The organism is Streptomyces sp. NPDC056987, assembly GCF_042673865.1.
GTDB lineage: Bacteria > Actinomycetota > Actinomycetes > Streptomycetales > Streptomycetaceae > Streptomyces.
Genome location: NZ_JBHURV010000059.1, coordinates 1 through 19,221, shown reverse-complemented (window position 1 = coordinate 19,221; position 19,221 = coordinate 1). Strand labels below are relative to the sequence as shown.

30 protein-coding genes are annotated in these 19,221 nt (G+C 71.6%); all 30 read right to left on the bottom strand.

Annotated features, from left to right (window positions below; translation table 11 throughout):
* Positions 1–3: 3 nt before the first annotated feature.
* Entirely contained in the window at positions 4–663 is a 660-nt protein-coding gene (locus ACFTZC_RS39285) for a histidine phosphatase family protein (RefSeq protein WP_382898575.1), read from the bottom strand.
* Positions 664–786: 123 nt separating this feature from the next.
* Positions 787–1,503, bottom strand: coding sequence for a hypothetical protein (locus tag ACFTZC_RS39280; RefSeq protein ID WP_382898573.1), 717 nt, complete (start codon positions 1,501–1,503; stop codon positions 787–789).
* A gap of 10 nt (positions 1,504–1,513) precedes the next feature.
* Positions 1,514–2,008: a hypothetical protein gene (locus tag ACFTZC_RS39275; RefSeq protein ID WP_382898572.1), complete on the bottom strand. Its 495-nt coding sequence runs from the start codon at positions 2,006–2,008 to the stop codon at positions 1,514–1,516.
* A gap of 2 nt (positions 2,009–2,010) precedes the next feature.
* On the bottom strand, positions 2,011–2,703 hold the full coding sequence (locus ACFTZC_RS39270; protein WP_382898570.1) for a histone-like nucleoid-structuring protein Lsr2: 693 nt from the start codon (positions 2,701–2,703) through the stop codon (positions 2,011–2,013).
* Entirely contained in the window at positions 2,703–3,266 is a 564-nt protein-coding gene (locus ACFTZC_RS39265) for a WhiB family transcriptional regulator (RefSeq protein WP_382898568.1), read from the bottom strand. Before ACFTZC_RS39265 ends, ACFTZC_RS39270 begins: the two co-directional genes overlap by 1 nt.
* A complete protein-coding gene (locus ACFTZC_RS39260) occupies positions 3,263–3,718 on the bottom strand; it encodes a hypothetical protein (RefSeq protein ID WP_382898566.1) in 456 nt (151 codons plus the stop codon). The genes ACFTZC_RS39265 and ACFTZC_RS39260 overlap by 4 nt, the downstream gene beginning before the upstream one ends.
* Positions 3,715–4,395, bottom strand: coding sequence for a GGDEF domain-containing protein (locus tag ACFTZC_RS39255; RefSeq protein WP_382898564.1), 681 nt, complete (start codon positions 4,393–4,395; stop codon positions 3,715–3,717). Before ACFTZC_RS39255 ends, ACFTZC_RS39260 begins: the two co-directional genes overlap by 4 nt.
* A 212-nt stretch (positions 4,396–4,607) precedes the next feature.
* Entirely contained in the window at positions 4,608–5,036 is a 429-nt protein-coding gene (locus tag ACFTZC_RS39250) for an NUDIX domain-containing protein (RefSeq protein WP_382898562.1), read from the bottom strand.
* A 70-nt stretch (positions 5,037–5,106) separates the two neighbouring features.
* Entirely contained in the window at positions 5,107–5,895 is a 789-nt protein-coding gene (locus ACFTZC_RS39245) for a hypothetical protein (protein ID WP_382898561.1), read from the bottom strand.
* 52 nt (positions 5,896–5,947) lie between these two features.
* Positions 5,948–6,466 carry an AAA family ATPase gene (locus ACFTZC_RS39240; protein ID WP_382898559.1) on the bottom strand — a complete coding sequence of 173 codons (519 nt, stop codon included), beginning with the start codon at positions 6,464–6,466 and terminating at the stop codon, positions 5,948–5,950.
* Positions 6,463–6,969, bottom strand: a complete 507-nt coding sequence (locus tag ACFTZC_RS39235; protein WP_382898557.1) for a hypothetical protein — start codon at positions 6,967–6,969, stop codon at positions 6,463–6,465. The genes ACFTZC_RS39240 and ACFTZC_RS39235 overlap by 4 nt, the downstream gene beginning before the upstream one ends.
* Positions 6,970–7,045: 76 nt before the next feature.
* Positions 7,046–7,603 carry a hypothetical protein gene (locus tag ACFTZC_RS39230; protein WP_382898556.1) on the bottom strand — a complete coding sequence of 186 codons (558 nt, stop codon included), beginning with the start codon at positions 7,601–7,603 and terminating at the stop codon, positions 7,046–7,048.
* 79 nt (positions 7,604–7,682) lie between these two features.
* Entirely contained in the window at positions 7,683–8,249 is a 567-nt protein-coding gene (locus ACFTZC_RS39225) for a hypothetical protein (protein ID WP_382898555.1), read from the bottom strand.
* A 68-nt stretch (positions 8,250–8,317) separates the two neighbouring features.
* Positions 8,318–9,022: a hypothetical protein gene (locus tag ACFTZC_RS39220; protein WP_382898554.1), complete on the bottom strand. Its 705-nt coding sequence runs from the start codon at positions 9,020–9,022 to the stop codon at positions 8,318–8,320.
* A gap of 83 nt (positions 9,023–9,105) precedes the next feature.
* Positions 9,106–9,759: a hypothetical protein gene (locus ACFTZC_RS39215; protein ID WP_382898552.1), complete on the bottom strand. Its 654-nt coding sequence runs from the start codon at positions 9,757–9,759 to the stop codon at positions 9,106–9,108.
* A 96-nt stretch (positions 9,760–9,855) separates the two neighbouring features.
* Positions 9,856–10,239: a hypothetical protein gene (locus ACFTZC_RS39210; protein ID WP_382898551.1), complete on the bottom strand. Its 384-nt coding sequence runs from the start codon at positions 10,237–10,239 to the stop codon at positions 9,856–9,858.
* A gap of 112 nt (positions 10,240–10,351) precedes the next feature.
* Entirely contained in the window at positions 10,352–10,924 is a 573-nt protein-coding gene (locus tag ACFTZC_RS39205) for a hypothetical protein (RefSeq protein ID WP_382898550.1), read from the bottom strand.
* A gap of 141 nt (positions 10,925–11,065) precedes the next feature.
* A complete protein-coding gene (locus tag ACFTZC_RS39200; RefSeq protein ID WP_382898548.1) occupies positions 11,066–11,653 on the bottom strand; it encodes a hypothetical protein in 588 nt (195 codons plus the stop codon).
* Positions 11,646–11,882, bottom strand: a complete 237-nt coding sequence (locus ACFTZC_RS39195; RefSeq protein ID WP_382898547.1) for a hypothetical protein — start codon at positions 11,880–11,882, stop codon at positions 11,646–11,648. The genes ACFTZC_RS39200 and ACFTZC_RS39195 overlap by 8 nt, the downstream gene beginning before the upstream one ends.
* A gap of 128 nt (positions 11,883–12,010) precedes the next feature.
* Positions 12,011–12,448 (bottom strand): RRQRL motif-containing zinc-binding protein, encoded by a 438-nt coding sequence (locus ACFTZC_RS39190; protein ID WP_382898546.1) that lies wholly within the window; start codon positions 12,446–12,448, stop codon positions 12,011–12,013.
* Complete coding sequence (locus ACFTZC_RS39185) at positions 12,435–12,902, bottom strand: hypothetical protein (RefSeq protein WP_382898545.1); 468 nt, start codon at positions 12,900–12,902, stop codon at positions 12,435–12,437. Before ACFTZC_RS39185 ends, ACFTZC_RS39190 begins: the two co-directional genes overlap by 14 nt.
* A 250-nt stretch (positions 12,903–13,152) precedes the next feature.
* A complete protein-coding gene (locus ACFTZC_RS39180) occupies positions 13,153–13,317 on the bottom strand; it encodes a hypothetical protein (RefSeq protein ID WP_382898543.1) in 165 nt (54 codons plus the stop codon).
* A 37-nt stretch (positions 13,318–13,354) separates the two neighbouring features.
* Entirely contained in the window at positions 13,355–14,713 is a 1,359-nt protein-coding gene (locus ACFTZC_RS39175) for a DUF2637 domain-containing protein (protein ID WP_382898541.1), read from the bottom strand.
* A gap of 191 nt (positions 14,714–14,904) precedes the next feature.
* Complete coding sequence (locus ACFTZC_RS39170) at positions 14,905–17,043, bottom strand: hypothetical protein (RefSeq protein WP_382898540.1); 2,139 nt, start codon at positions 17,041–17,043, stop codon at positions 14,905–14,907.
* Positions 17,043–17,492, bottom strand: a complete 450-nt coding sequence (locus tag ACFTZC_RS39165) for a hypothetical protein (protein WP_382898538.1) — start codon at positions 17,490–17,492, stop codon at positions 17,043–17,045. Before ACFTZC_RS39165 ends, ACFTZC_RS39170 begins: the two co-directional genes overlap by 1 nt.
* A gap of 99 nt (positions 17,493–17,591) precedes the next feature.
* Complete coding sequence (locus ACFTZC_RS39160) at positions 17,592–17,792, bottom strand: hypothetical protein (protein ID WP_382898536.1); 201 nt, start codon at positions 17,790–17,792, stop codon at positions 17,592–17,594.
* Positions 17,793–17,890: 98 nt separating this feature from the next.
* Positions 17,891–18,247 (bottom strand): hypothetical protein, encoded by a 357-nt coding sequence (locus ACFTZC_RS39155; RefSeq protein ID WP_382898534.1) that lies wholly within the window; start codon positions 18,245–18,247, stop codon positions 17,891–17,893.
* Positions 18,244–18,417 carry a hypothetical protein gene (locus ACFTZC_RS39150; RefSeq protein ID WP_382898533.1) on the bottom strand — a complete coding sequence of 58 codons (174 nt, stop codon included), beginning with the start codon at positions 18,415–18,417 and terminating at the stop codon, positions 18,244–18,246. Before ACFTZC_RS39150 ends, ACFTZC_RS39155 begins: the two co-directional genes overlap by 4 nt.
* Before the next feature lie 68 nt (positions 18,418–18,485).
* Positions 18,486–18,629: a hypothetical protein gene (locus ACFTZC_RS39145; protein WP_382898531.1), complete on the bottom strand. Its 144-nt coding sequence runs from the start codon at positions 18,627–18,629 to the stop codon at positions 18,486–18,488.
* Positions 18,626–18,841 (bottom strand): hypothetical protein, encoded by a 216-nt coding sequence (locus ACFTZC_RS39140; RefSeq protein WP_382898529.1) that lies wholly within the window; start codon positions 18,839–18,841, stop codon positions 18,626–18,628. The genes ACFTZC_RS39145 and ACFTZC_RS39140 overlap by 4 nt, the downstream gene beginning before the upstream one ends.
* Positions 18,842–19,221: the final 380 nt, after the last annotated feature.

Here is a 19,221-nt window from a genome sequence, read left to right as displayed (position 1 = left end):
TCCTCAGCAGTCCGGCTGGAAGGTGCCGCGGGCGTGGAACAGGCCGCCGACCTGTTCGTAGACCAGGACGGCGGCGTTGGGTGTCTTGCGCGCGCGGGCCTCGTCGACCAGTTCGGTCACCAGTCGGCGCTCCAGAACGGCGCGCAACGCGAGGATCGCGGTGTGGTGTGTGAACGCCACGACATCCGGAGCGGACTCGGTATGCAGGCCGTCGACGAACACAGTGGCCCGCCGCAGGACGCCCCCAGCGAGGGACTCCCCGCCGGCGCCGGGCGGCGTCCACAGGTGCTTGCGGGCCTGCCGGTCCTCCGCCCCTTCGGGATAGGTGGCGTACAGCTCTTGTTTGGTCATGTAGGTGGCCGCGCCGTAGTGCTGCTCGTTGAGGAGCCTGGTCACCTCGTAGGGCAGGCCAGGCATGGCAAGCGCGGCGGTGTCGAGGGCGCGGCGGTACTGCGAGGTGCGGATCGCCGGGTCGGGTCCGGTCAGGTCCCGCAGCGTCTGCCGCAGCCACAGACACTGGAGGAAGCCACGGGGCGTCAGACCGACCACGTCCCGGGACAGTGCATGCGCGGCCGGCCCGGACCACGGACGGGGATCCTCGTAGAAGCCGGTGTGCTTGGTGGCGTTCTCGATGGATTCGGCGTGGCGAACGAGAAAGAGCATCTTCATCCTCTCTGTGAGGGTGTCGTACCAGAGAGCACCGTGCCCGTACGGGAGGCGGGTACAGCGCTCGTGTGGATGGGGCCGCCGGGACCGTGGTGGTCCCGGCGGCCGGGCAGGTGGGGGTCAGCGGGTGGCCGGGGTGAGGGCGGCCTTGTGGCTGTCGCGGTGCGCGGTCTGCGCCGGTTCGGCAAGGACGCGCAGGCCGTGCGGCTCGCCGACCGGGCCGCAGGCGCTGCACACCACGGCGTAGTTGCGGCGGCCGGCGCATCCGGCGTCCGGGTCGCGGGGCTTGCCGGAGGGCCGGACGGCGTGGGTGCATTCGGTGCCGTCGGGGTGGAGCGGGGCGATCTTCACGCTGATGCGGGCCATGGGCTTTGTCTCCTGGTCGGGTTCGGGGAAGGGCAGTTGGTGGAGCGCGGCCGCCGGGGTGCGGCTCCGGGTGGGGCGCGGCGGGGTGGGCGGCTCGGTGCGGGTGAGCGCGGTCTCGGGGAGGAGTCCGAGCTGTCCGGCGGCGGCCGCGCGGGCGGCGAGGGTGAGTGAGCGGGTGACCCGGTGGTGTCCGTGGTCGATGCGCAGGTGGCAGAGCTGGCAGGCGGCGAGCAGGTTCTCGTCTCGCACGTCTTCAGGGGTGTGGTTGAGGTGGGCGGTGGTGAGGCCGACCACGGACCCGGTGTCCGGGTGGGTCTCCTCATGGACGGCGGGGCAGCGGCCGCCGGGGTGCGCCAGGCCGCAGTGGCCCATGCACTCGCAGCGGCCGCGGGCCCGCTCGAACCGGATCCGCGCGCTGATCTCGTTCCAGTCGCGCGGGTAGCGGTGCAGGTTCTCGGGACGGATGGGCACGGCGGCTCCGCTACTGCTCGCCGTCGGCGGCCTGGCGGTGCTCGAAGGCTTCGAGCAGCTCGCCCAGGTCGTTCGGCTCGGGCGCGGTGCCGACCCACGTGCCGCCTTCGGTGAACACCTCCACGCCGGTGGTGTCGGCGTCGAACCAGCAGACGTACGGCCCGTAGCGCTCGATGAAGGCCGTGGCGACGGCGGCCGGGTCGGACAGCTCCGGCGCGGTCTCCAGCACGGCGAGCGTGGTGACGACCAGCCACATCGGCTCGTCCGGCGTGCGCGGCAGCCGGAGGTAGCCGGTGACGCGGAGCTTGTCGCCGGGGACCAGGTCGTGGATGACCGCGTGCGCGAGCGTGGAGTCGGCGACGCTGCAGGGCAGGATCATCTCGTCCGCGCGCTCGTCCGTGGGGGAGACGGTGAGGCGGAACCGCGCCGTCGACCCGTGCAGGTCGCCGGGCACGGTCTCCTCGTCCAGGTAGCCGTCCAGGGCTATCGCGTCGTCGGCGGCCACGGTCAGCCGGCCTTCCGGGCCGGCGCCTGGTGCGCGGCGTCGTATGCCTCCAGGACCCGCTTGGGCACCATCCCGGCGTCGGCGACCTGGTGGCCGTTGGCGCGCGCCCACGTCCGTACGGCGGCGAGCTCCTCCCGGGTGCGGCCGCTGCCGAGGCCCGCCCGGATCGGGGTGGGCGCGGCGGCCGCAGTGGTGGTGCGGGTGCCGGCCTTGACGGTGCGCAGCTCCTCCTGTGCCTTCTCCAGTTCAGCCTTGGCCTTGGCGACCTTCTCTTCGGCCTCGCGCTGCGCGGCCTCGCTGTCGCGGCGCTCGGACAGCGCGAAGAGGTCGGCGGTGATGCGGGCGGCGCGGCTGCGGACTCCGGCGGCCGGGTGCGCGGCCGCCCAGTCGAGCAGCTTCTGGACGCCGTTGGTGACGGGGAGCGGGATGACCGGGACGTCGATGGCCGGGGATTCGGCGGCCGTGGCCGGGGTGTTCGTCATGGCAGGTGTGTCTCCGGTTCCTGGAAGGAGGAGCAGGGCGGTGAGGGTGTCGTCGTCGGTGGGCAGTCCGACCGCGTCCAGAAGGTGGAGCAGGTCCTCCTTGCCGTTCGAGTGGCGGGCGACGGTGCAGGCCGCAGCGGCCTGCTGCTCCACCGGGTTGGGGTTCAGGGACAGGACCTCGGTTTGGAGGGCCTGCTGCCAGTCGCTGAACATCACGCCACCGCCTTGGTGGACAGCGCGGCCTCGAGGACCGCCGTGTTCTGCGCCTGCCGGGCCGGGGTCATCGGTTCCTTCCACGGCTCGTACGGCTCGGGCCGGGTGGGAATGAGCTCCAGCTCCAGCCGGGCGAGCGCCCTCTCACGAACGGTCGGCGGCTTGACGCGCGCCGTACGCTGCCGCTCGCGTCGGCGGCGGTCCTGTTCGACCACCACGGCGACCCAGTCGTCCCCGAGCCGCTCGGCGAGCTTGTGCCGCAGCTCCTTGCGTTCGGGGGCGGTGGTCGCCGCCCATACCCCGGTCTTCGTCAGGTCGGGGTTGGCGAGCGCCCACTTCAGGCAGCCCTTCACGATCGGACACCCCGAGCAGGCCCGCCGGACCGTGGCGAGCGCCCTCTCGCGGGCCTTCCGGTCGTCGTCGGTGTTGTGGATGTCCTCGATCGAGAACAGGACGGGTTCCGTACGGCAGCGCAGGGGCCGCTCGGTGCGAGGGAAGCGGATCCGGTCGTCGGCCGCGATAAACGTGAGCGGCTGCGGGACACCGGTGCGGGAGCCGCTCATGACGGGACCTCCGTGAGCTGCTTGGCCAGGTCGGGGAGTTGAACGAGGACCTGCTCGAACACGGCGAGCGGGACGCGCCACGGGCCGAGCTGCCCGTCACACGGGACGGGCAGGGCCAGCGGGTGGACATCGTCCAGGTCGACGTGGACGCGCTCGGGCTGTGCCCACGGGCTGCACGGCTCACCGGTGTCGGTGTGGGAGCCGGTGATGCGGATGATGCCGAGGACCGCGCGGGTGGGCAGCTCCAGGCCGCGGACTGTGCGGGCCACGAGCGGGTCGCGCAGGGCGGCCCGGTCGGTCTCGGCTCCGGCGTGCAGCAGGCGCCAGCCCGGCGCCCACGCCCGGGGCCGGTTCTCCAGGCGTTTGTCGCCGTGCAGGATCGCGGCGGCCCAGGGCTGCTTGATGGTGATGCCGCGGATGTGGTCCGGGGCGTACAGGGTCGGCGTCCTCACGCGGCGACTCCGAGGGCGCTGGTGCCCGCTCGCCCGGCGCGCCGACCGTTGATCGACGGCACGGTGGCGTGGGAGCGGTCGGCGAGGACGGCGCGTCCGGTGTGTTTGCCCGCGTACATCGCGGCGTCGGCAGCCCGCTGGAGCACTCCCAGGTCCGTTGTGCCGAGGGCGTCGGGGGAAGCGGCGCCGACCGACGCGGCGACGTCGACCAAGGCGCCGCCGTCGACCTCCACCGGCTGCGCAAGCAGACGCGTGAGCTGGGCAAGTCGGAGCTCACGGCGGGCGGGTCCGATCCGGACCGCGACGGCGAACTCGTCTCCTCCGAGCCGGCCGACCGCGCCGCGGCTGCCCGCCCACGCGGTGAGCCGGGTTGCGGTGACGGCCAGGACGCGGTCACCGGCGGCGTGCCCGCCGGGGCCGTCGTTTACCTCCTTGAAGTGGTCCAGGTCCACGAGGACCACCAGGGCGTGGTCGCCGTACCGGGCGGTGATCTGCCGGGCTTTGGCGGTGTATCCGTCGCGGCCGAGCAGCCCCGTCAGCGGGTCGCGGCGGGCGGCGGAGAGCTTGCGGTGCAACGCGAGCGCGTGGACGGTCCAGCCGGTCAGCGGGACCGCGAGGGTCGTGATGAGGAGAGCGCGTTGCCCGGATCGGGCCGCTACGCGCACGGTGAAGGTCATACTGGGATCTCTCCTTCTCGTCTTGTACGGGTTGGACGGGCCCCGGGACGGGCGACTGGTTTGGACGCCGTTGGCGCTCGTCCCGGGGTTTTGTGCGTGTGCCTGTGCTGCCCGGCCGGTGCGGGCAGCACGGCGTGGTCGTGGCGGAACACCGCGACCGCCCCGGCCGGATGGCCGGGGCGGCACGGAGGAACGCCGCCGTGTGGGACGGGTCAGCTGCTCGTGGCGCCCGCGAGGATCTCAGCGAGGATTTCCGCGTGGTCGAACGCGAGGTTGGGGAGCGCGTTCAGGGGCCACCAGCGGGCGGCGGTGGCGTCATCTCCGGCCGCCGGCGGGACGGGCGAGGCCAGAGTGGCGGTGTAGGCGACGGTGACGTACCGGCCGCGGGGATCACGGCCAGGGGCGTCGTAGGCGCCCACCTGGCGGAGGTCGGCGACGCCGACGCCGATACCGGTCTCCTCCTTCAGCTCCCGGGCCGCAGCCTCCAGGCTGGTCTCTCCGCGGTCCACATGACCGCCGGGCAAAGCCCAGCAGCCCTCGTACGGGTCCCAGCCCCGCAGGATCAGCAGGACCTGCCCGGCGGCAAGCAGGACGACGTCGGCGGTGTAGCGGATCGACTCGTCGGTGGTGCCGGTAGTCATGAGGTGACTCCTGTTCTTGATGCGAGGAGGAGCGGCCGCCCCGGCCGGGGCGGCCGTGGTGAACGGGACGTCAGACCGTGGCGGGCGCGGGGGTGTCGAGTCCGCTGCCGAGGAGCAGGCCACGGATCTCCTGCTCGTACTCGCCGTTGCGGATCCGGTCGAACATGAGCTGACCGGCGACCAGGCAACGAGCCCGCAGCCGGATCGCGGCCAGCGCCTCGGGGTCGGCGCCGGCGTCGGTTGCGGCCTGGGCGGCGGCGGTGTCGGCGAGCTGCTCGGCCGCCTTGAGGCCGGCCTCCCGTCGGGAGTACTGCGCCCGGCAGAACGCCCAGCCGGTCAGCGCACGGGTGCGGTCCACCCGCCCGTTCCACGCGGCGTAGGTGCGGCGCGTGTCCTTGGGATCGGCGGCCCACTCCGTGGCCCACTGCCGGGCGAGGTCGGGGACCTGGGCGATGGCGGCCAGGGTCTGCGCGCCGCGGTGCCCGAACGCCTTCCAGGCGTCGGTCTCCTCGACGACACGGATCTGCTGGGACATCAGCCAGTACGGGTAGTGGGCGCCGCCCCAGTTGCCGGTCTCACCGAGCGGCTCCACGACGAACAGCCGGATCGGCCAACCGTCCTCGATGCGCTCCAGGATCTCGCCGGGCCGCGTGTACATGTGGAAGTAGCTGAACGGCTTGTCGGTGTACCACTTCTGGCCGGGGGTGGGGTGGTCGATGACCTGGCCGATGTGGTCGGCGAGGTTGACGGTCGGGATCGTCTCACCCAGGCCGCTGTAGTAGCGGGCGAGGTAGTTATCGGTGGGCGGGACGGTGCCCTCGGGCCGGGTGGCCATGTAGTGGACGACAGGCTGTGCCATAGCTTCCTCCAGGTCGGATCAGGTCGTGCTGATGAACAGGGCGGCGCGCGGCTCAGTGCAGGGCGTCCGCACCGGCGGTGGTGGCGAGTTCGGAGACGGCGTGCACGGTGCCGAAGCCTTCCGCGAGCAGCTGCTCGCGGGTCGGCGTCAGCTCATGGAGTTCGCGTACGACGTGCAGGGGAACCACGCGGTCGCGGCCGGCGTTCTGCGCCTCCACCGTCGACAGCGGGACGTCGAACAGGACGGCCACGGCGGGCCGCTGCCAGTAGCGGGCGCGGGCGAGCAGACCTGCCCTGACGTGCGGGAAGACGTTGGTGGAGTCCACCAGCACGTTCAGGCCCCGGGAGAGCCGGGCGTCCAGGAGCAAGTTCTGGATCTCGGCGGCGACCGGGGTTGCGGACTGGTCGGCCTCGGAGTCGGTGGCCAGGCGCCGGTAGATGTCCAGGCACACGCGCCAGCTGTCCGGGTAGCGGGTGGCGAAGGTGGTTTTGCCGCTGCCCGGGGGGCCGACCAGGGCGCACAGGGTTCCGGGCGCGATGGTCGGCGGAGGGGTGTGGGGTTGCGTGGTCACCGGCTGGTCGCCTTGGTGGTCGCGATGAGGGCGGCGACGGTCTCCCAGCCGTGGTGCCAGGAGTTGTCGAGGTGGAAGGCACCGTTCATGCCGGAGTCGGCCAGCTTGTAGAAGTCGGCCTTTCCGGTCTTGTAGGCGATCTTCTCCAGGACGCCCTTGCCCGGGACCCTGCGGTCGGCGATGTAGTGCGTGCCGAAGGACAGGGCGAGTGCGGCCGCTGCCGCGCCGGGGTGGACACGGATACCCAGGGCGCGTGACCCGAGTCCGGCGACGATCGCCTGCGTGGCCGTGTAGGTCAGGCAGTGATGCAGGCACGCCCTGCGGCCGTCGGCGGTGCCGTGGGTGGTCTTCTCCTCGGTGGCGGGGTCCTCGTAGGTGACCGGGCAGTCATCGGAGGCGCTCTTCACGCGGGCGCAGAAGTGGCTCTGGACCCAGAAGTCGCCGATCGCGCTTGCGGCGCGGGTCAGTCCGAGCAGGGCGGCGAAGGTGGCGGGACGGTGCATGCGTGGGTCTCCGGATCTCGATACGGGTGGGTGGGAGGGCGCTGGTTCCGGCGGTACGGCCGGAACCAGCGTGGGATCAGCGGGTGCGGGTGTGGCCGCGCAGTTCGTCCACGCGGGTGGCGGTGCACGCGAGGCGCTGGGCGAGGGTGGCGAGCCCGCGGGCGTCGTCGGTGACGGGCTGGGACCAGATGAGGCCGGCGGCGAAGTGACCGGCGTGCGCGGCCAGTTCCTTGGCCTGTTTGGCCAGCTGCTCGCGCTCACGCTCCAGCGGGTCGGGACGCGGAATGCGCTCGGGGAGCGGCTGGTCGACCAGGCGCTGCAGGATGACGGCCAGGGAGTCGGCGGCGGCGTCCAGGTCGGCGTCGGCGATCCAGTCGTCGATGGTGTCGTGGCCGGTCAGGTCGGGGGTGTATTTCGCGAGGCGCTGACAGTCGAAGTCGTCGGTCGACGCCGTGATGAAGGTGAGCCGGTTGTTCAGCCGGTCGGGGTAGATGGTGAGCTCGCGGCCGGCTGCCTCGTTGAGGAAGGAAGCGGGCCAGTCGAGGCTGGCCGGCGGTGTCCAGCCGGTGCCAAGGACGCCGGTGACGACGTCGGTGAGACGTTCGGTCAGAGCCGTGGGGACGGTGCGGGGCAACGGGTCCTCCTGTGGTGCGGGCTGACGGGGGCCCGCACCGTCCCGGGATCCCCGGGGCGGCACGGGCGGCCGTCAGATGTCACAGACGGGCGGCGAGCACGCGGGCAAGGCGATGCGTCTCGGTTTCGTCGTCCCGGATCCGCTCGCGGGCCCGGGCCTCCTGGCGGCGGGTGAGCGGGTGAACGCCCATCTCGTGCCGGATCCAGAAGATGCGCTCCTCACGGGCTCCCGGCCGAATGAGCTGGTCGACGCCGATGAAGCCGCGCAGCAGGGCAAGTCGGAGTTGCTGGGGGTCGTTACGTACAAGGGAGACGTTGACGAGCATCCACATGGCGCCCTTAGGGGCGATGACGGTGGCGCTCAGCAGGCGGCGAGGGCGGCGTGTGATCTCCTGGTCGGCGCTGGTCCAGACGTGCTCGGGGACCTTCGCGGCCTGGCCCTGGGCACGGTTGGCGAGTTCGCGCAGAAGGCGCGGTTTGGTGAGGCAGATCTGGACGGCCCCCAGGGAGCGCCGCGCGAAGTGGTCGTGGACCACGCTGCGGATGCTGACGGCCTGGGAGGCGATGAGCTGCTCGGTGGTACGGGAGACGAAGGCGCCGTAGCGGATCACGCTGAGCTCGGAGCGCGAGGTCTGGGTGCGGGGCATGCGAGGGGTCCTCTCGTGGTGGGTGGGCGAGTCGCTGTGCTGTCCCGGCCGAGGCGGCACGGTGTGTGTCAGGCGGCCTTCTCGGCTTCCGTCGGCAGGTACTTCTCAATGTGCTGGGGGAGGTCTGCGCCCAGCACGGCGTATTCCTCGGCCAGGTAGCCGGCGAACTCGGGCCCGTGTGCCGCGATCAGCCGCCGAATGGCCTTATCGCCCCCGAGCCGACGCAGCTCGTTCTGCGCGGACCGTGACTGTGCGGCCGGTGTCTTGACCGGCGTTGCCGTGTCCTGCCGGGGCCGGGCGAGCAGTGCGCGGCATTCACGGGCGCGTTCGTTGAGCGCCCGTCCGTAGCGGCGGGCCCTTCGACGCCAGTCGTCGATGCCGGGGATGTTCGCGTCCGACCGGTGCACCAGCTGCGCTTCGAGGTCGTCGCTCAGTTCGCGCAGCATGCGACGCCAGCGTTCGAGATTCTTGGGATGGCGCAGGGCCAGGCGGTCCGGTGTATCGAGCTGACCCCGAGCCTCGGCGCTGACGACGTCCCTGAATGCGGCGTCTTCGAGTTTCCGGAGCCGGTCCGTGTCGGCCGGGTCGGCCACCGCGTCGGCGGGCAGCTCCTGGGTGGAGTCGCTGGCCAGGTGCCACCAGCCACACGCGCAGGGGTAGGGGGTGAGGAGCCGGCCGACGCGGAATTGCATCCGCTGGGCGGCTTTCTGTGCAGCTTCCTGGGTCGCGCACCGGCCCTTGTCCGGAGTGGGGCATGAGGTCGGAGTGTGCACTGATGGGTCCTTTCCGGCGGGATGGGGCTGAGGGGCCACCGCACCGCCCCGGTCGCAGGGGCCAGGGCGGAACGGGCAGTCCGTCAGGCCGCGGAGAGCTCTGTGTTGCTGTCGGCCGGCTGGGAGACCTGCAGGCCGGACTCGCGGGCGAGGAGGTGCTGGTGGAGCTGGGCGAGGGTCGTGATGGCGACCGGAGCGTCCTGCTGGGAAGTCAGCAGGGTGAACGTCCTCTCCGGATAGCCGCGGCGGTCGTCAGCGAAGGCGAAGTGCAGCTGGGCACCGGGGGCGAGGAACAGGCTGGCTTCGCCGTTCTCGTAGCCGGTCCACCGCTCGGCAACGGTGAGGAACGATCCGTCGTCGGAGCGGTCCAGCTTGATGCGCGCGGCCATCGCGGCCTGGTCGGCGGCGTCTCCGGCAGCCGCCGCGGCGACGGTGGTGATGCTGTCGGCGAGCGACCCCGGCAGCGCGGGGAGTTCCCTGGCCGGCGTGCGGTACCGGCTGTTGGCGAGCCGACGCCGCAGCGGGGCGATGGCAAGGTCTACGAGAGCGTCGATGGCGACAGCACCGACGACGGCGGCGGCGCCGGCCAGCAGGATCCGGATCTCGCCGGACCAGGAGGCCGGGCCGCTCTGGTAGCCGAGGTAGGCGCCGACGGCGCCGCCGAACAACGCGGACGTCGCGCTCGCGCCCTCGATCACCGAGCTCGCGATCTGCTGGGCACGCGGGGTTGAGGCCATTTTGGGGCTCCTTCATCTGTCGGATGTGCTCTGGGAGGGGAAGGTGGTGCGTGCTCCGGGGCGGCCGGACTCGAGGCCTGCGGCCGCCCCGGGCGTTCAGCGACCGGCCGTGTGGACGGCGGCGGTGGTGCGGACGGTGGCGGCGAGCAGCACGGTCAGCTCGTGGCCGTGGTCGACGACGTCCTCCAGGCGCTCGATGAGGTCGGGGGCCAGGCGCCGGTTGCGGGCGCCGGCCAGGACGCCTTCCAGGTAGAGGACGTCGGCGAGGACACGGCCGCGGACGTCCAGGACGCCGGGCTGCACGGCGAGGACGTCGCTGTTCTTCTCGGTGGCGAGGGCCGCGTGGTCGACGGCGCCGGTGTAGACGGTCTCGGTCTGCTCGGTGAGCAGCGCGTCGACCATGGTGGTGTCGGTGTAGGCGCGGCGCCTGCCGAAACGGGCGGCGGCGGCTTCGATGAGGGAGCGGCGGGCGAGGGGCACGGTGTCCTCCGGGGAGGGCCGGTCGCCTGGTCTCTGCTGACCGGGCGGACACCGCACGGCCCCGCTGCTCACCGCGCGGGGCGGGAGGGCGGGGCCGACGGAGACCATCCGGTCAGGAGCAGCGGGCGTAGAACTCGGTGTGGCCGCCGCTGTACTTGCTGGGCTTGGCGATCACGATGTCCGGATGGCCGTCGGCCAGCTGCTGGAGCGCGTTCTCGATCCAGCCGTTGGAGCGTTGGAGGGTCAACCGCATCAGATCCAGGTGCTGGATCCGGAGCTGCACGTCCTCGTCCTGGCGACGACAGCCGGCCGCCCACTTCTTCAACCGGTCGCGGACGGCGTCGTCATCCGGGCGGGCCGGAATGTCACGGGGCAGCGCGCGGCAGGTCGTTGCGTGGTCGTTGGCGACGGTGGCCACATCTTCGAGGGTGTACCAGCCCTGGTAGCCGCGGATGGTTTCCCGGGTCGCGGTGAAGTGGCAGCCCAGACAGGCGATGGCGTAGTCGTATTCCCTCGCCGCGGTGTAGAAGAGGACGACCGCGTTGGCCTGGTTGTAGTACCGCTCTACGACGGTGACGCCCTCGGGCTTCCAGGTTTCGCCGATCTCGGGCCACGTGTCGGGCCTGGCGGCCGGCGGGGCGGCGGGGGTGGGGGCGGGGCGGCGGGTGAAGAGGGTGAGGGCCATAGGGCTACTCCTTGTCGGTGCCGGTGGCGGCGGTGGCCGCCGCGGCGAGGATGAGCAGGGCGGGACGGGTGAGTACCGGCCGGGCTGTCCGGCTCCCCGTCACCACCCGGCCCGTGGCGGGGCGGGTGGATCAGGCAACCGTCAGGACCGGTGGAGGACGTTGACCACGGGGCGCAGGGAGAAGCCGCGCAGGGCGAGCGAGGAGAGGATCGTCCAGGCGATGACGGCCAGGCCTGTGGCGACGGTGCGCCCGGCGGTGGGGGAGGCGTCCCATGTCATGGCCACGGTGGCTGATCCGTAGGCCAGCCACGTGAGGCGGGGGCCGAAGCCGCCGGTGATCCAGGCGCTGATCAGGGTTGCGGCGCCGACTGCCTGCCAGATGACGAAGACCGTGCCCGCGGTGATGGGCAGGTCGGTCGTGTGGGTGCTCAGGTAGGCGTGGACGGGATCGGCGACCGTGGCGGCCCACTGGGTGGCCCAGGACCAGTCCTGGTGCTGGAACCAGCCGATGCCCGTCGGGATCCCCCATTTGAGGGTGAGGACCAGGGCGGTGAGGGCGACGGCCGCGAGAGCGACGACGGCGGCGGGCGGGATGTCGTCGACGGCGCTGATCGGCTTCACGCGGGGCGGGGCCGGCCGCCGGGGCGGCGGTACGCGCTGGTGGTCGGCGATGGTGTGCAGCGGCGGGACCGTGGGATCGGGCTGGTGGGGGTCGGTGGGCTCACTCAACGGTCGTCTCCTTCGCGGTAGTGGGCGGCGTCACGGACGGGGTGGTGCTGTGGTCGGGTCGGGGCGGGCCGTGCTGTTCGTGTTCGGTGGCTCCGCTGTTCGCGCCGCACAGCTGCCAGCCGAGGACGATCCCGGCGAGCAGCAGGACCTGGTGGCGGTGGGCCTGCCACCAGGTGGGCGGGGCGGGTTCGGTCAGGACGCCGATCACGGCGGGCGGCGGTTTCGCCATCGGGGTGGGCTCTCCCAGGCACGAGGGGACAGGTGGTGTGCGCGGGCCGGGCTGCCCGGCTCCCCCTCGCCACCCGGTCCGCGACGTGCGGTACGGGTGGGTCAGGCAACCGGTAGACACGGGGATGTTCAGGCCGCGGCGGCGAGCCGGCCGACGGTGGGCGGGTGCTGGTAGCTGCCGGGGGCGGCAGGGGTGCCGTCGTGGCATTCCAGGCACGAGCCGAGGGATTTGAGCGGGAGGCAGTGGTAATACCGCCTCGAGCAGGCCGGGCAGGTCTGTCGTTTCGCCATGGCCTTGTCGAGCGCGGCTTCCTTGGCCAGGGTCATCGGCCGTACCGGCAGCGCGTGTTCGATCTCGTAGAGCCACGCCCACCGTGTGCCGCCCCGGCATTCGATGACGGCGACCGGCTCGTGGCCGCCGGGTCGTAAGCGGCGCTCCCGCAGCTGCCGCCGGGTGGCGAGTCCCTGGGGTGCCTGCCTCCAGCGGTAGACGGGGAGCGCGCCGGTGGGGTCGGCGTACGGGTCGACGTCCTCGAGGGCTGCCGGCGGCGTGTCAGCGGCGGCCACGGTTGTGTCCGCGGCCGGTGTGGATCTGCACCTTGGCGCGGCCGCGGGCCTGGACGGTGACGGCGGGGGCGGCCGGCTTGCTGTTCGCCGCGAGCGCTTTGAGGACCAGGAGCAGCGCGGCGCCGCCCGCGAGGACGGCCACGAGCGTGATCAGCGCCTGGACGAGAGCGGCCAGGGCGAGGGTGAGGAAGTAGATACCGACGCCGCCGCCGGCCAGGACGGCCGAGGCGAGGGCGGCCTTGATGAGGAGCGGGGAGACGAGCGGGGCGGGGGCAGGGGCGGGGGGCGCCGTGTAGTAGGCGACGGGCTGCCCGTAGGGGCCTTGGGCGATGGTGACGCCGTCGATGCCTGTGGAGGGGTGGGCGACAACGCCGTGCTGGGGCGGCATCACCGGCTGTCCGTACGGGTGAAGGGGAATGGGCTGGTAGACGGGTTCGTAGTCCTGGTGCGGCATGATGAGAGGTCTCCTCTTCGGGGGAGCCGGGCGGATGTCATGTGGCGTGGGATCGCGTCCGGGTGAGGCTCCGGCCTCTTCAGGGGTCCCGGGGCGTTGAAGCCGCCTCGGGGCCCTTGGAGTTGTCGGTGCCGGTGCATATGTGAGGCCCGGACCGCAACGGTCCGGGCCTCACGTGTGCGGGGTGTCCGGCTGTGGCTGTGCTGTGGCCGGGGTGTTGAAGCCAGCCCGGCCACGGGCCCGGCCGGGTCTAGTCCGTGAGCTGGTGGAGCCGGGTGGCGAGCGTCTCCGGTCCGTGCAGGAGGATCGTCGGCGGGTGCTGGGGGCCGACGGGGTCCAGGAGCGTGACGTCCTGGTCCTGGCGGACGAAGTCGAAGGTGTATCCGTGCTCGCGTTCCTCGGGCCGGTTTTCCATCGTGTCCTCTTTCGTGGTGTGTGGGTGGCGGGCGGGGTCAGGCCGACTCGTCCAGGAGCAGGCCCTGGTCGATTTCGTCGTTGAGGATGTCGGCGATGTCCTGGAGGGTCTTGGTCTTGCCGGTGAGGCCGGCAGCCTTCAGCGAGCGGCGGGAGACCTTGCTGGATCCGGCGCGGATGATGCCGCGGGCGAGTTCCCTGGCGTCGGCGAGCTTCGCGTCGTCGATGTCGGGCCGGGCGGGTGCGGCGTGGTGCTCGCGAGAGCGGCTGGTCCCCCAGCCGGTGCTGTCGTAGGGGGTGTGGTCCCCGGGGCGGGGGGCCTGTGTGGGGAATCCGTTCGCGTGGGGGCCGGAGTGGGGGGCCGTGCTCTCGGCGGTGGTCCCCGTGGTGGTGTGGTGGTCCCCCGTGGTGGTCCCCGGTGCGGCCGGGTGGTTCCCGGGAATGGTCCCCTCGGAGTGCTCCGGAACGCGGGTGGTTCCCGCGGTTCCGTTCGCGGGGACCGGGGCGGGGGCCGGACGGGGGCCGGTTCCCGTGCTGGTGGGCGCGCTGGACGCGATAGTGGTTTCCGCACCAGTGGGAACCACGGGGGCCGGGGGGAGTGCCGGGCCGGGGGCCGTGGTCCCCGTGAGGGCCCGTGTGGTCCCCGGGGCGGGGGCCGCGAGAGCGGGGGGGTTCCCGTCGGCGGGCCGGATGGCCCCCGGGTGGTCCCCGGTGAGGGTCAGCGCGAGGTCCAGCATGCCGCCGCGCAGGGGCCACTGTTCCTCGTGGGGGGCCGCGCGGCGCCAGAGGCGCCCGTACTTGGCGCGGAGGTCCCCCTTGAGCTTGCGGCGGTGCCCTTCGAGGATGAGGCCGGTGCGGTAGGAGCGGACCTCCCAGAGGTTCATCCGGCGCCAGATCCCGAAGGTGCCGAACGGGTCCAGGACCCAGCGGCTGAGCCGGATCCCGTCCATACGGCGCTGGGAGAGCATGCCGGTCCGGCGCCGTACGGCGTGCCGGGCGCCCTCCATGAAGGCGATGAACAGGGCTGGCATCGCGGCATGCATGCCCTGGCCGGTGAGGCGCTCCTGCAGGGGGAGTCCGGTGTCAACGGCGGCGATGTTGAACCAGATTGTTGCGACTGTGAAGGCCCAGGCGAGCCATCGCAAAGGGGGGAGCGGCATGTCGAGCTGCTCCAGGATGAGGTCGACGACCAGGAGGGCGAGGATGCCCAGGTCAACGCCGATGGGGACGATCCATGCGTGGCTGCCGAAGCCGTATTCGCGGGCCACCTCCTCGACGGCGGCGAAGGAGGCGAATCCGCCGAGTCCGGCGAGGCCGCCGAAGAAGATTCCGGCGATGCCCACGGCCCATTTCTGGGCCTTGGACAGGGGCGGGGGAGGCTCGGGACGGTCCGTCATATTGGTTACCTTCCGTAGTGTTCGGGGGTGTTCGCGGGAGTGTTCGCGGTGGTGTTCGCTCGGAACAAATAGGGATCTTTCGGGTGGTGTTCGTGCTGTTCGCGCAAGAACAGCCCCGAGTTCCTAAGGGAAACGGGGGGGTGCGAACAGTTCGGGAGCCCTGAACTTTTCACACCCCCCTGTAGTTACGCTCAGTTGTTTTCGGCGAGGGGGTCGCGGACGATGTCGTACTCGCCGTAGGTCTCGGAGTCCTCGATGACCCCGGACTCCAGCAGGTCCACCCGCAGCCGGTTCCACCAGTTGCGCGGGGTCTTCAGATCCACCCGCAGCCACAGGTCGGAAACTTCCTTCGGCTCGAACGATGCCTTCCCGCTCGCGAACCATTCATGGAGCCGCTGGAGGATGGCCTGACGGCCTTCCTCCTGGGTGAACTTGTCGCCCGGTTCGGCCGGGGACGGCAGCGAGAACACCGGGGCGTCGTCGGCCGGCGCCTCGATCTCCGTCTCCGCCGTCAGGCCCTGGGTGACACCGGGCTCCGGGTCGGAGTCGAGGATGTTCCGGATCTCTTCCATCATGTCCTCGGTCTCCTTCGCGAGCAGTTCCTCGTCGACCTCCACGTCCTGGTCCTCCTCGTACTCGCTGTCGTCGTACTCGGTGGCCGGGTCCGCGGTGCCCGCCCCGGTGGCGGGCGCGGCCGGGTGCTGCTCCTGAGGGAAGGCGCCGGTGCCGTCGGTGTCGCCCTCCAGGATCGGCGTGGTGTAGAAGGTGCGGTTGGTCCACAGCGGGCCGAACGCGGTGGCGGTCGTCTCGTCCATGGGGGTGCGCACGTTCATGCCCGCGGTGACGGCGGCCGCCAGGGTTGGCCGGTCCACCGCGTACGTGCGGGCGACGACAGCCCAGCGGTCCTCGGGGATGCCGAGCCCGGCCGCGTACAGGTAGCCGGGCTTGCGGTTGCCCCAGCCGGGGAAGGCGCCGGCCTCGATCGCCTCGGGCGGCAGCACGTACTGCGCTTCCGCCCCGTCGGCGAGCCCGAAGGCCACGCCCGCCGGATGGTTGGCCCGCGCGGAGGTGTCCATGTTGTCGTGCGTGGCACGCTGGATCTCCGACTCGACCCAGCCGCCGGAGGACCGGATGGTCCGCAGGACCTTCCCGTACGCGTCGCCGTCGGCGTAGTCGGCCGCCTCACCGCACACGATCATCAGGAAGTTGATGCCGCATCCGGGCTCCCAGCGGGCCAGGCCCTTGGACGCCAGGTACGAGGCGCGGGCGTCGATGACCGGACCGAGCTGCTTGAAGAACCGCTTGGCCTCCTTCTCGTTGGTGATCACCATGTCGGCGGCGTGCCGGATGTGTCCGTAGTCCTGCATGAACTTGGCGCAGTTCACGATGATGATGGACACCTCGGAGCGGGTCGCCGCGTCCGTGATCAGGGACGCGTTGCCCTGCGTCTTCCCGGAGCCGTTGGTGCCCTGGAAGATGCAGTGCTCCACGTTCCCGGTCTTCAGACCCTGCGGATCCCGCAGCACGCCGGGGATGTTGACGCGGAGGGTCTCGCCGTCCTCGTAGCGGCCCAGGTGCAGCGGACTGTCACCGAACCCGGTGCCGAACGCGGATGGGCCGGGCCAGGAGAAGCCGTCCTTGAGGAGGTCGGCGACCTGGACCCGCATCGTGATCAGCGAGGCGTCGTCGTCATCGACGGTGTGAGTGATGCGACCGGACCCGAGCTTGAGCGCGGAGGTCATGGCGGGGATCCGGCGGGCGAACTCGTCCGCCGTCGCCCCGTCCTTGCCCTCCACCGTGGCAATGACCGTGCCCTTGCCGTTGGACTGAGCTTCCTTCAGCTCGTGCTTGGCGAGGCCGATCTCCTTCTCCAGCGTCGCCCACTTGTTGTCGCCCTTCTCGCCCGCGGTCTTCTTGTAGAGCGCGGACCAGAGGTTGTTGCCGATGGACAGGCCCGCACCGGCAAGCAGCCAGGTGCCCAGGGTCGCCCCGCTCTCCAGGCCGACGACGGTGCCGAGGGTGACCCCGGCCGTCGCCGACAGGCTGTTGACCTGGTGGCGGATCCGGACGTCCCGGTCGCGCTTGGCCTTGAGGTCCATGTGGAGCACCAGCTTGGACAGGGCCGCGCCCGTCCCGGCCAGTCCCAGCGCGGCGAGCGCGAGACTGGCCGGGGTGCCGGACAGCAGGACGTGGGCGGTCTCCGCGACGATGCAGGTGCTCGCGGTCAGCGCCCACGGCCCGCCGTAGGTGAGCCGGGCCTGCCGGGAGGCCTGCTGCTCCTCTTCGGGCCGGGTGTCGATCTTCTTTGCGCGGGAGCGGAACGGAGGCATCAGGCGGCCCTCCCGGCTTCGCCCGGCTCGCCGGCCGAACCCTTGGGCTTGTCACCGATGGAGAATCCGGGCTTCGCCTTGTCCTTGCCCTCCCGCGCCTTCCGCTCCGCCTCGATCTCGGGCTGGATGAAGTGCTTCATGAAGGAGGCGTACATCTTCACGCCGGACAGGCCCAGGACCTTCGCCGCGGATGCGCCGCCGCGCAGGTGCGCGCCGACGAGCTTCGCGCGGACCTTGGACTGGAGGCCGAAGGTGAACCACTTGCCCTTGTATTGGCCGAGGATCGCGGCCACCATGTCGGCGTCCATCCCGACCCGCATGTGCAGCTCAAGGCCGATCGCGCGCAGGATCCGGGCGTACTGGTAGAGGTCACGGTCGGTACGGAACTCGATCTTCTCCAACTGGTTGATGAGCTGGGTGAGGTTCGAGCCGAGCTTCTCGTCACTCATGGAAGTCCTTTCGGATGGGTGGGGGCGGTACGGAACGGGGGCTGTCACCTCCCTGCGGTCCCGGACGGCGGGTCCGGGGCCACAGGCAGACGAGAGCGCTCACCTACTGGCGGCGTTGTTCGCGTTCTCGATCACTGCGCTCACGCCCTGGCCCAGGCCGTCGATCGCGCCACTGAGCGGCGAGGCCGCCATGGCGTAGCCGCAGACCAGGGCGGCGAGCAGCAGCGGGACCCGAAGGTCCATGCGGAGGCAGACCCACGTCGCGACGCCGGCCATGACGAAGAGGGGCAGGCTGATCACAAGAACCTCCGGTGTGGTGTGGTCCGGACTGTCCGGCTCCCCTCTGCCTCGTCCGTACCGGCGGCGGGCCGGGACGGACGAGGGAGGCAACCGGCAGGTCAGACCGTGGACTTGCCGTACTGCTGGCGCAGCCAGGCGATGGCCGCCGCCGTCAGGACGGTGTCCTCGTCGTCGAGCGACGCGGTGTCGATGTCGCGCATCGCGTCGAGCGGCGGCAGCAGCCGCATGTACGCCGGGGAGGCGCTCGCGACGGTGCCGCGCGTCGTCAGGCAGAGCAGCTGGTACCGCCACGTCACCGCGTCGATCTCAAAGACACGGAGGACCCGGCAGACGAATGTGTGCTGAGGCTTGCCCGCCCAGAACTTGTCGCCGTCGCGGTAGAGCACGTAGTCGCCGGTCCGGTACACGGTCTGCTGTAACGGGTCGACCTGCGTGGAGGGCTGAAGAGTCGTCATCCGGTGATCTCCTCGTGGTGTTGGTGGAGCGGAGGGGGAACCCGCCGCTCGGGTGGCGGCGGGTGGATCTCAGTCACGGGGTGGCCGGCCCGGTACGCGGCGGCCGCCGTCAGCGCGGCGGCGGTCAGCAGCAGACGGGCCAGCGGATGCGAGAGCCCGAGACGGGCCACCGCTCGGGCCGCGCGCTGCTGCGCGGCCCGAGCGGCTTGTATGTACGGAGTCAGAATCCGGCTCCTGGTCAGCGGCGCCCGCTGGACTGCTGCGCGGCGGGCCTCTGACCGCACGTGCACGCCTCGTGCCGCACGGCCTGGTACGAGCGGCCGTCGGCACCGGACTTGTTGTAGGTGACGAGCTTGTCGGGGTGTCCGCAGGATGCACTCACGCCGCTACCTCCCGGAACACGGTGGTGCGCACGGCCCTGACAGACTTGCGGGGGCGCAGCAGCGGCGGGAGCGTCTCGCCGGGCTCGCGCTTCGGCAGCGGTTCCGGGGGCGAGGTGTCCTGCCCGCTCCGGAAACGGTGACTCACCAGTCGGCTGAACGCCTCGTCGGTTTCGTCCCGCTCGTAGCCACGCCGGTCGTCATCATCCGTCATGTCGTCCATGTCGTCGTACAGCCCGGCACGGACCGAGGTGACGATGGGCTTGGGGAACTCGCCGCATCGACAGGTCGTGAAGGTTCCGCGGCAGGTCGGGCACCGGTCCTCGGAGCCTGGAGCAGGGGTAGTGACGGCCCGTAAAGACCGTGAAATGATCGTTCGCATCAGGCAGTTCCTCTCGTGGTGTGCCTGTCTGCGGCGCCCGGGACTCTGACCTCCCGGGCGCCGCGCTGCGTGGTGCAGGGGCCGGCCGGTCCGGCGCCCATCACCGGCGCCGCGCCTCAAGGGCGCGGTTCCGGCGAAAGGCGCCAGCTCAGGCGGCGGGCTGCTCCAGGTTGTGAACCTTGACGGTGAGGTCCTGGATACGGTCGGCGAGC

Coding starts and splice junctions, on each gene's coding strand:
- ACFTZC_RS39285 (WP_382898575.1), bottom strand. CDS start 663: ATGCTCTTTCTCGTTCGCCACGCCGAATCCATCGAGAACGCCACCAAG.
- ACFTZC_RS39270 (WP_382898570.1), bottom strand. CDS start 2,703: ATGTTCAGCGACTGGCAGCAGGCCCTCCAAACCGAGGTCCTGTCCCTG.
- ACFTZC_RS39265 (WP_382898568.1), bottom strand. CDS start 3,266: ATGAGCGGCTCCCGCACCGGTGTCCCGCAGCCGCTCACGTTTATCGCG.
- ACFTZC_RS39255 (WP_382898564.1), bottom strand. CDS start 4,395: ATGACCTTCACCGTGCGCGTAGCGGCCCGATCCGGGCAACGCGCTCTC.
- ACFTZC_RS39250 (WP_382898562.1), bottom strand. CDS start 5,036: ATGACTACCGGCACCACCGACGAGTCGATCCGCTACACCGCCGACGTC.
- ACFTZC_RS39245 (WP_382898561.1), bottom strand. CDS start 5,895: ATGGCACAGCCTGTCGTCCACTACATGGCCACCCGGCCCGAGGGCACC.
- ACFTZC_RS39235 (WP_382898557.1), bottom strand. CDS start 6,969: ATGCACCGTCCCGCCACCTTCGCCGCCCTGCTCGGACTGACCCGCGCC.
- ACFTZC_RS39225 (WP_382898555.1), bottom strand. CDS start 8,249: ATGCCCCGCACCCAGACCTCGCGCTCCGAGCTCAGCGTGATCCGCTAC.
- ACFTZC_RS39215 (WP_382898552.1), bottom strand. CDS start 9,759: ATGGCCTCAACCCCGCGTGCCCAGCAGATCGCGAGCTCGGTGATCGAG.
- ACFTZC_RS39205 (WP_382898550.1), bottom strand. CDS start 10,924: ATGGCCCTCACCCTCTTCACCCGCCGCCCCGCCCCCACCCCCGCCGCC.
- ACFTZC_RS39195 (WP_382898547.1), bottom strand. CDS start 11,882: ATGGCGAAACCGCCGCCCGCCGTGATCGGCGTCCTGACCGAACCCGCC.
- ACFTZC_RS39185 (WP_382898545.1), bottom strand. CDS start 12,902: ATGCCGCACCAGGACTACGAACCCGTCTACCAGCCCATTCCCCTTCAC.
- ACFTZC_RS39180 (WP_382898543.1), bottom strand. CDS start 13,317: ATGGAAAACCGGCCCGAGGAACGCGAGCACGGATACACCTTCGACTTC.
- ACFTZC_RS39175 (WP_382898541.1), bottom strand. CDS start 14,713: ATGACGGACCGTCCCGAGCCTCCCCCGCCCCTGTCCAAGGCCCAGAAA.
- ACFTZC_RS39170 (WP_382898540.1), bottom strand. CDS start 17,043: ATGCCTCCGTTCCGCTCCCGCGCAAAGAAGATCGACACCCGGCCCGAA.
- ACFTZC_RS39165 (WP_382898538.1), bottom strand. CDS start 17,492: ATGAGTGACGAGAAGCTCGGCTCGAACCTCACCCAGCTCATCAACCAG.
- ACFTZC_RS39155 (WP_382898534.1), bottom strand. CDS start 18,247: ATGACGACTCTTCAGCCCTCCACGCAGGTCGACCCGTTACAGCAGACC.
- ACFTZC_RS39140 (WP_382898529.1), bottom strand. CDS start 18,841: ATGACGGATGATGACGACCGGCGTGGCTACGAGCGGGACGAAACCGAC.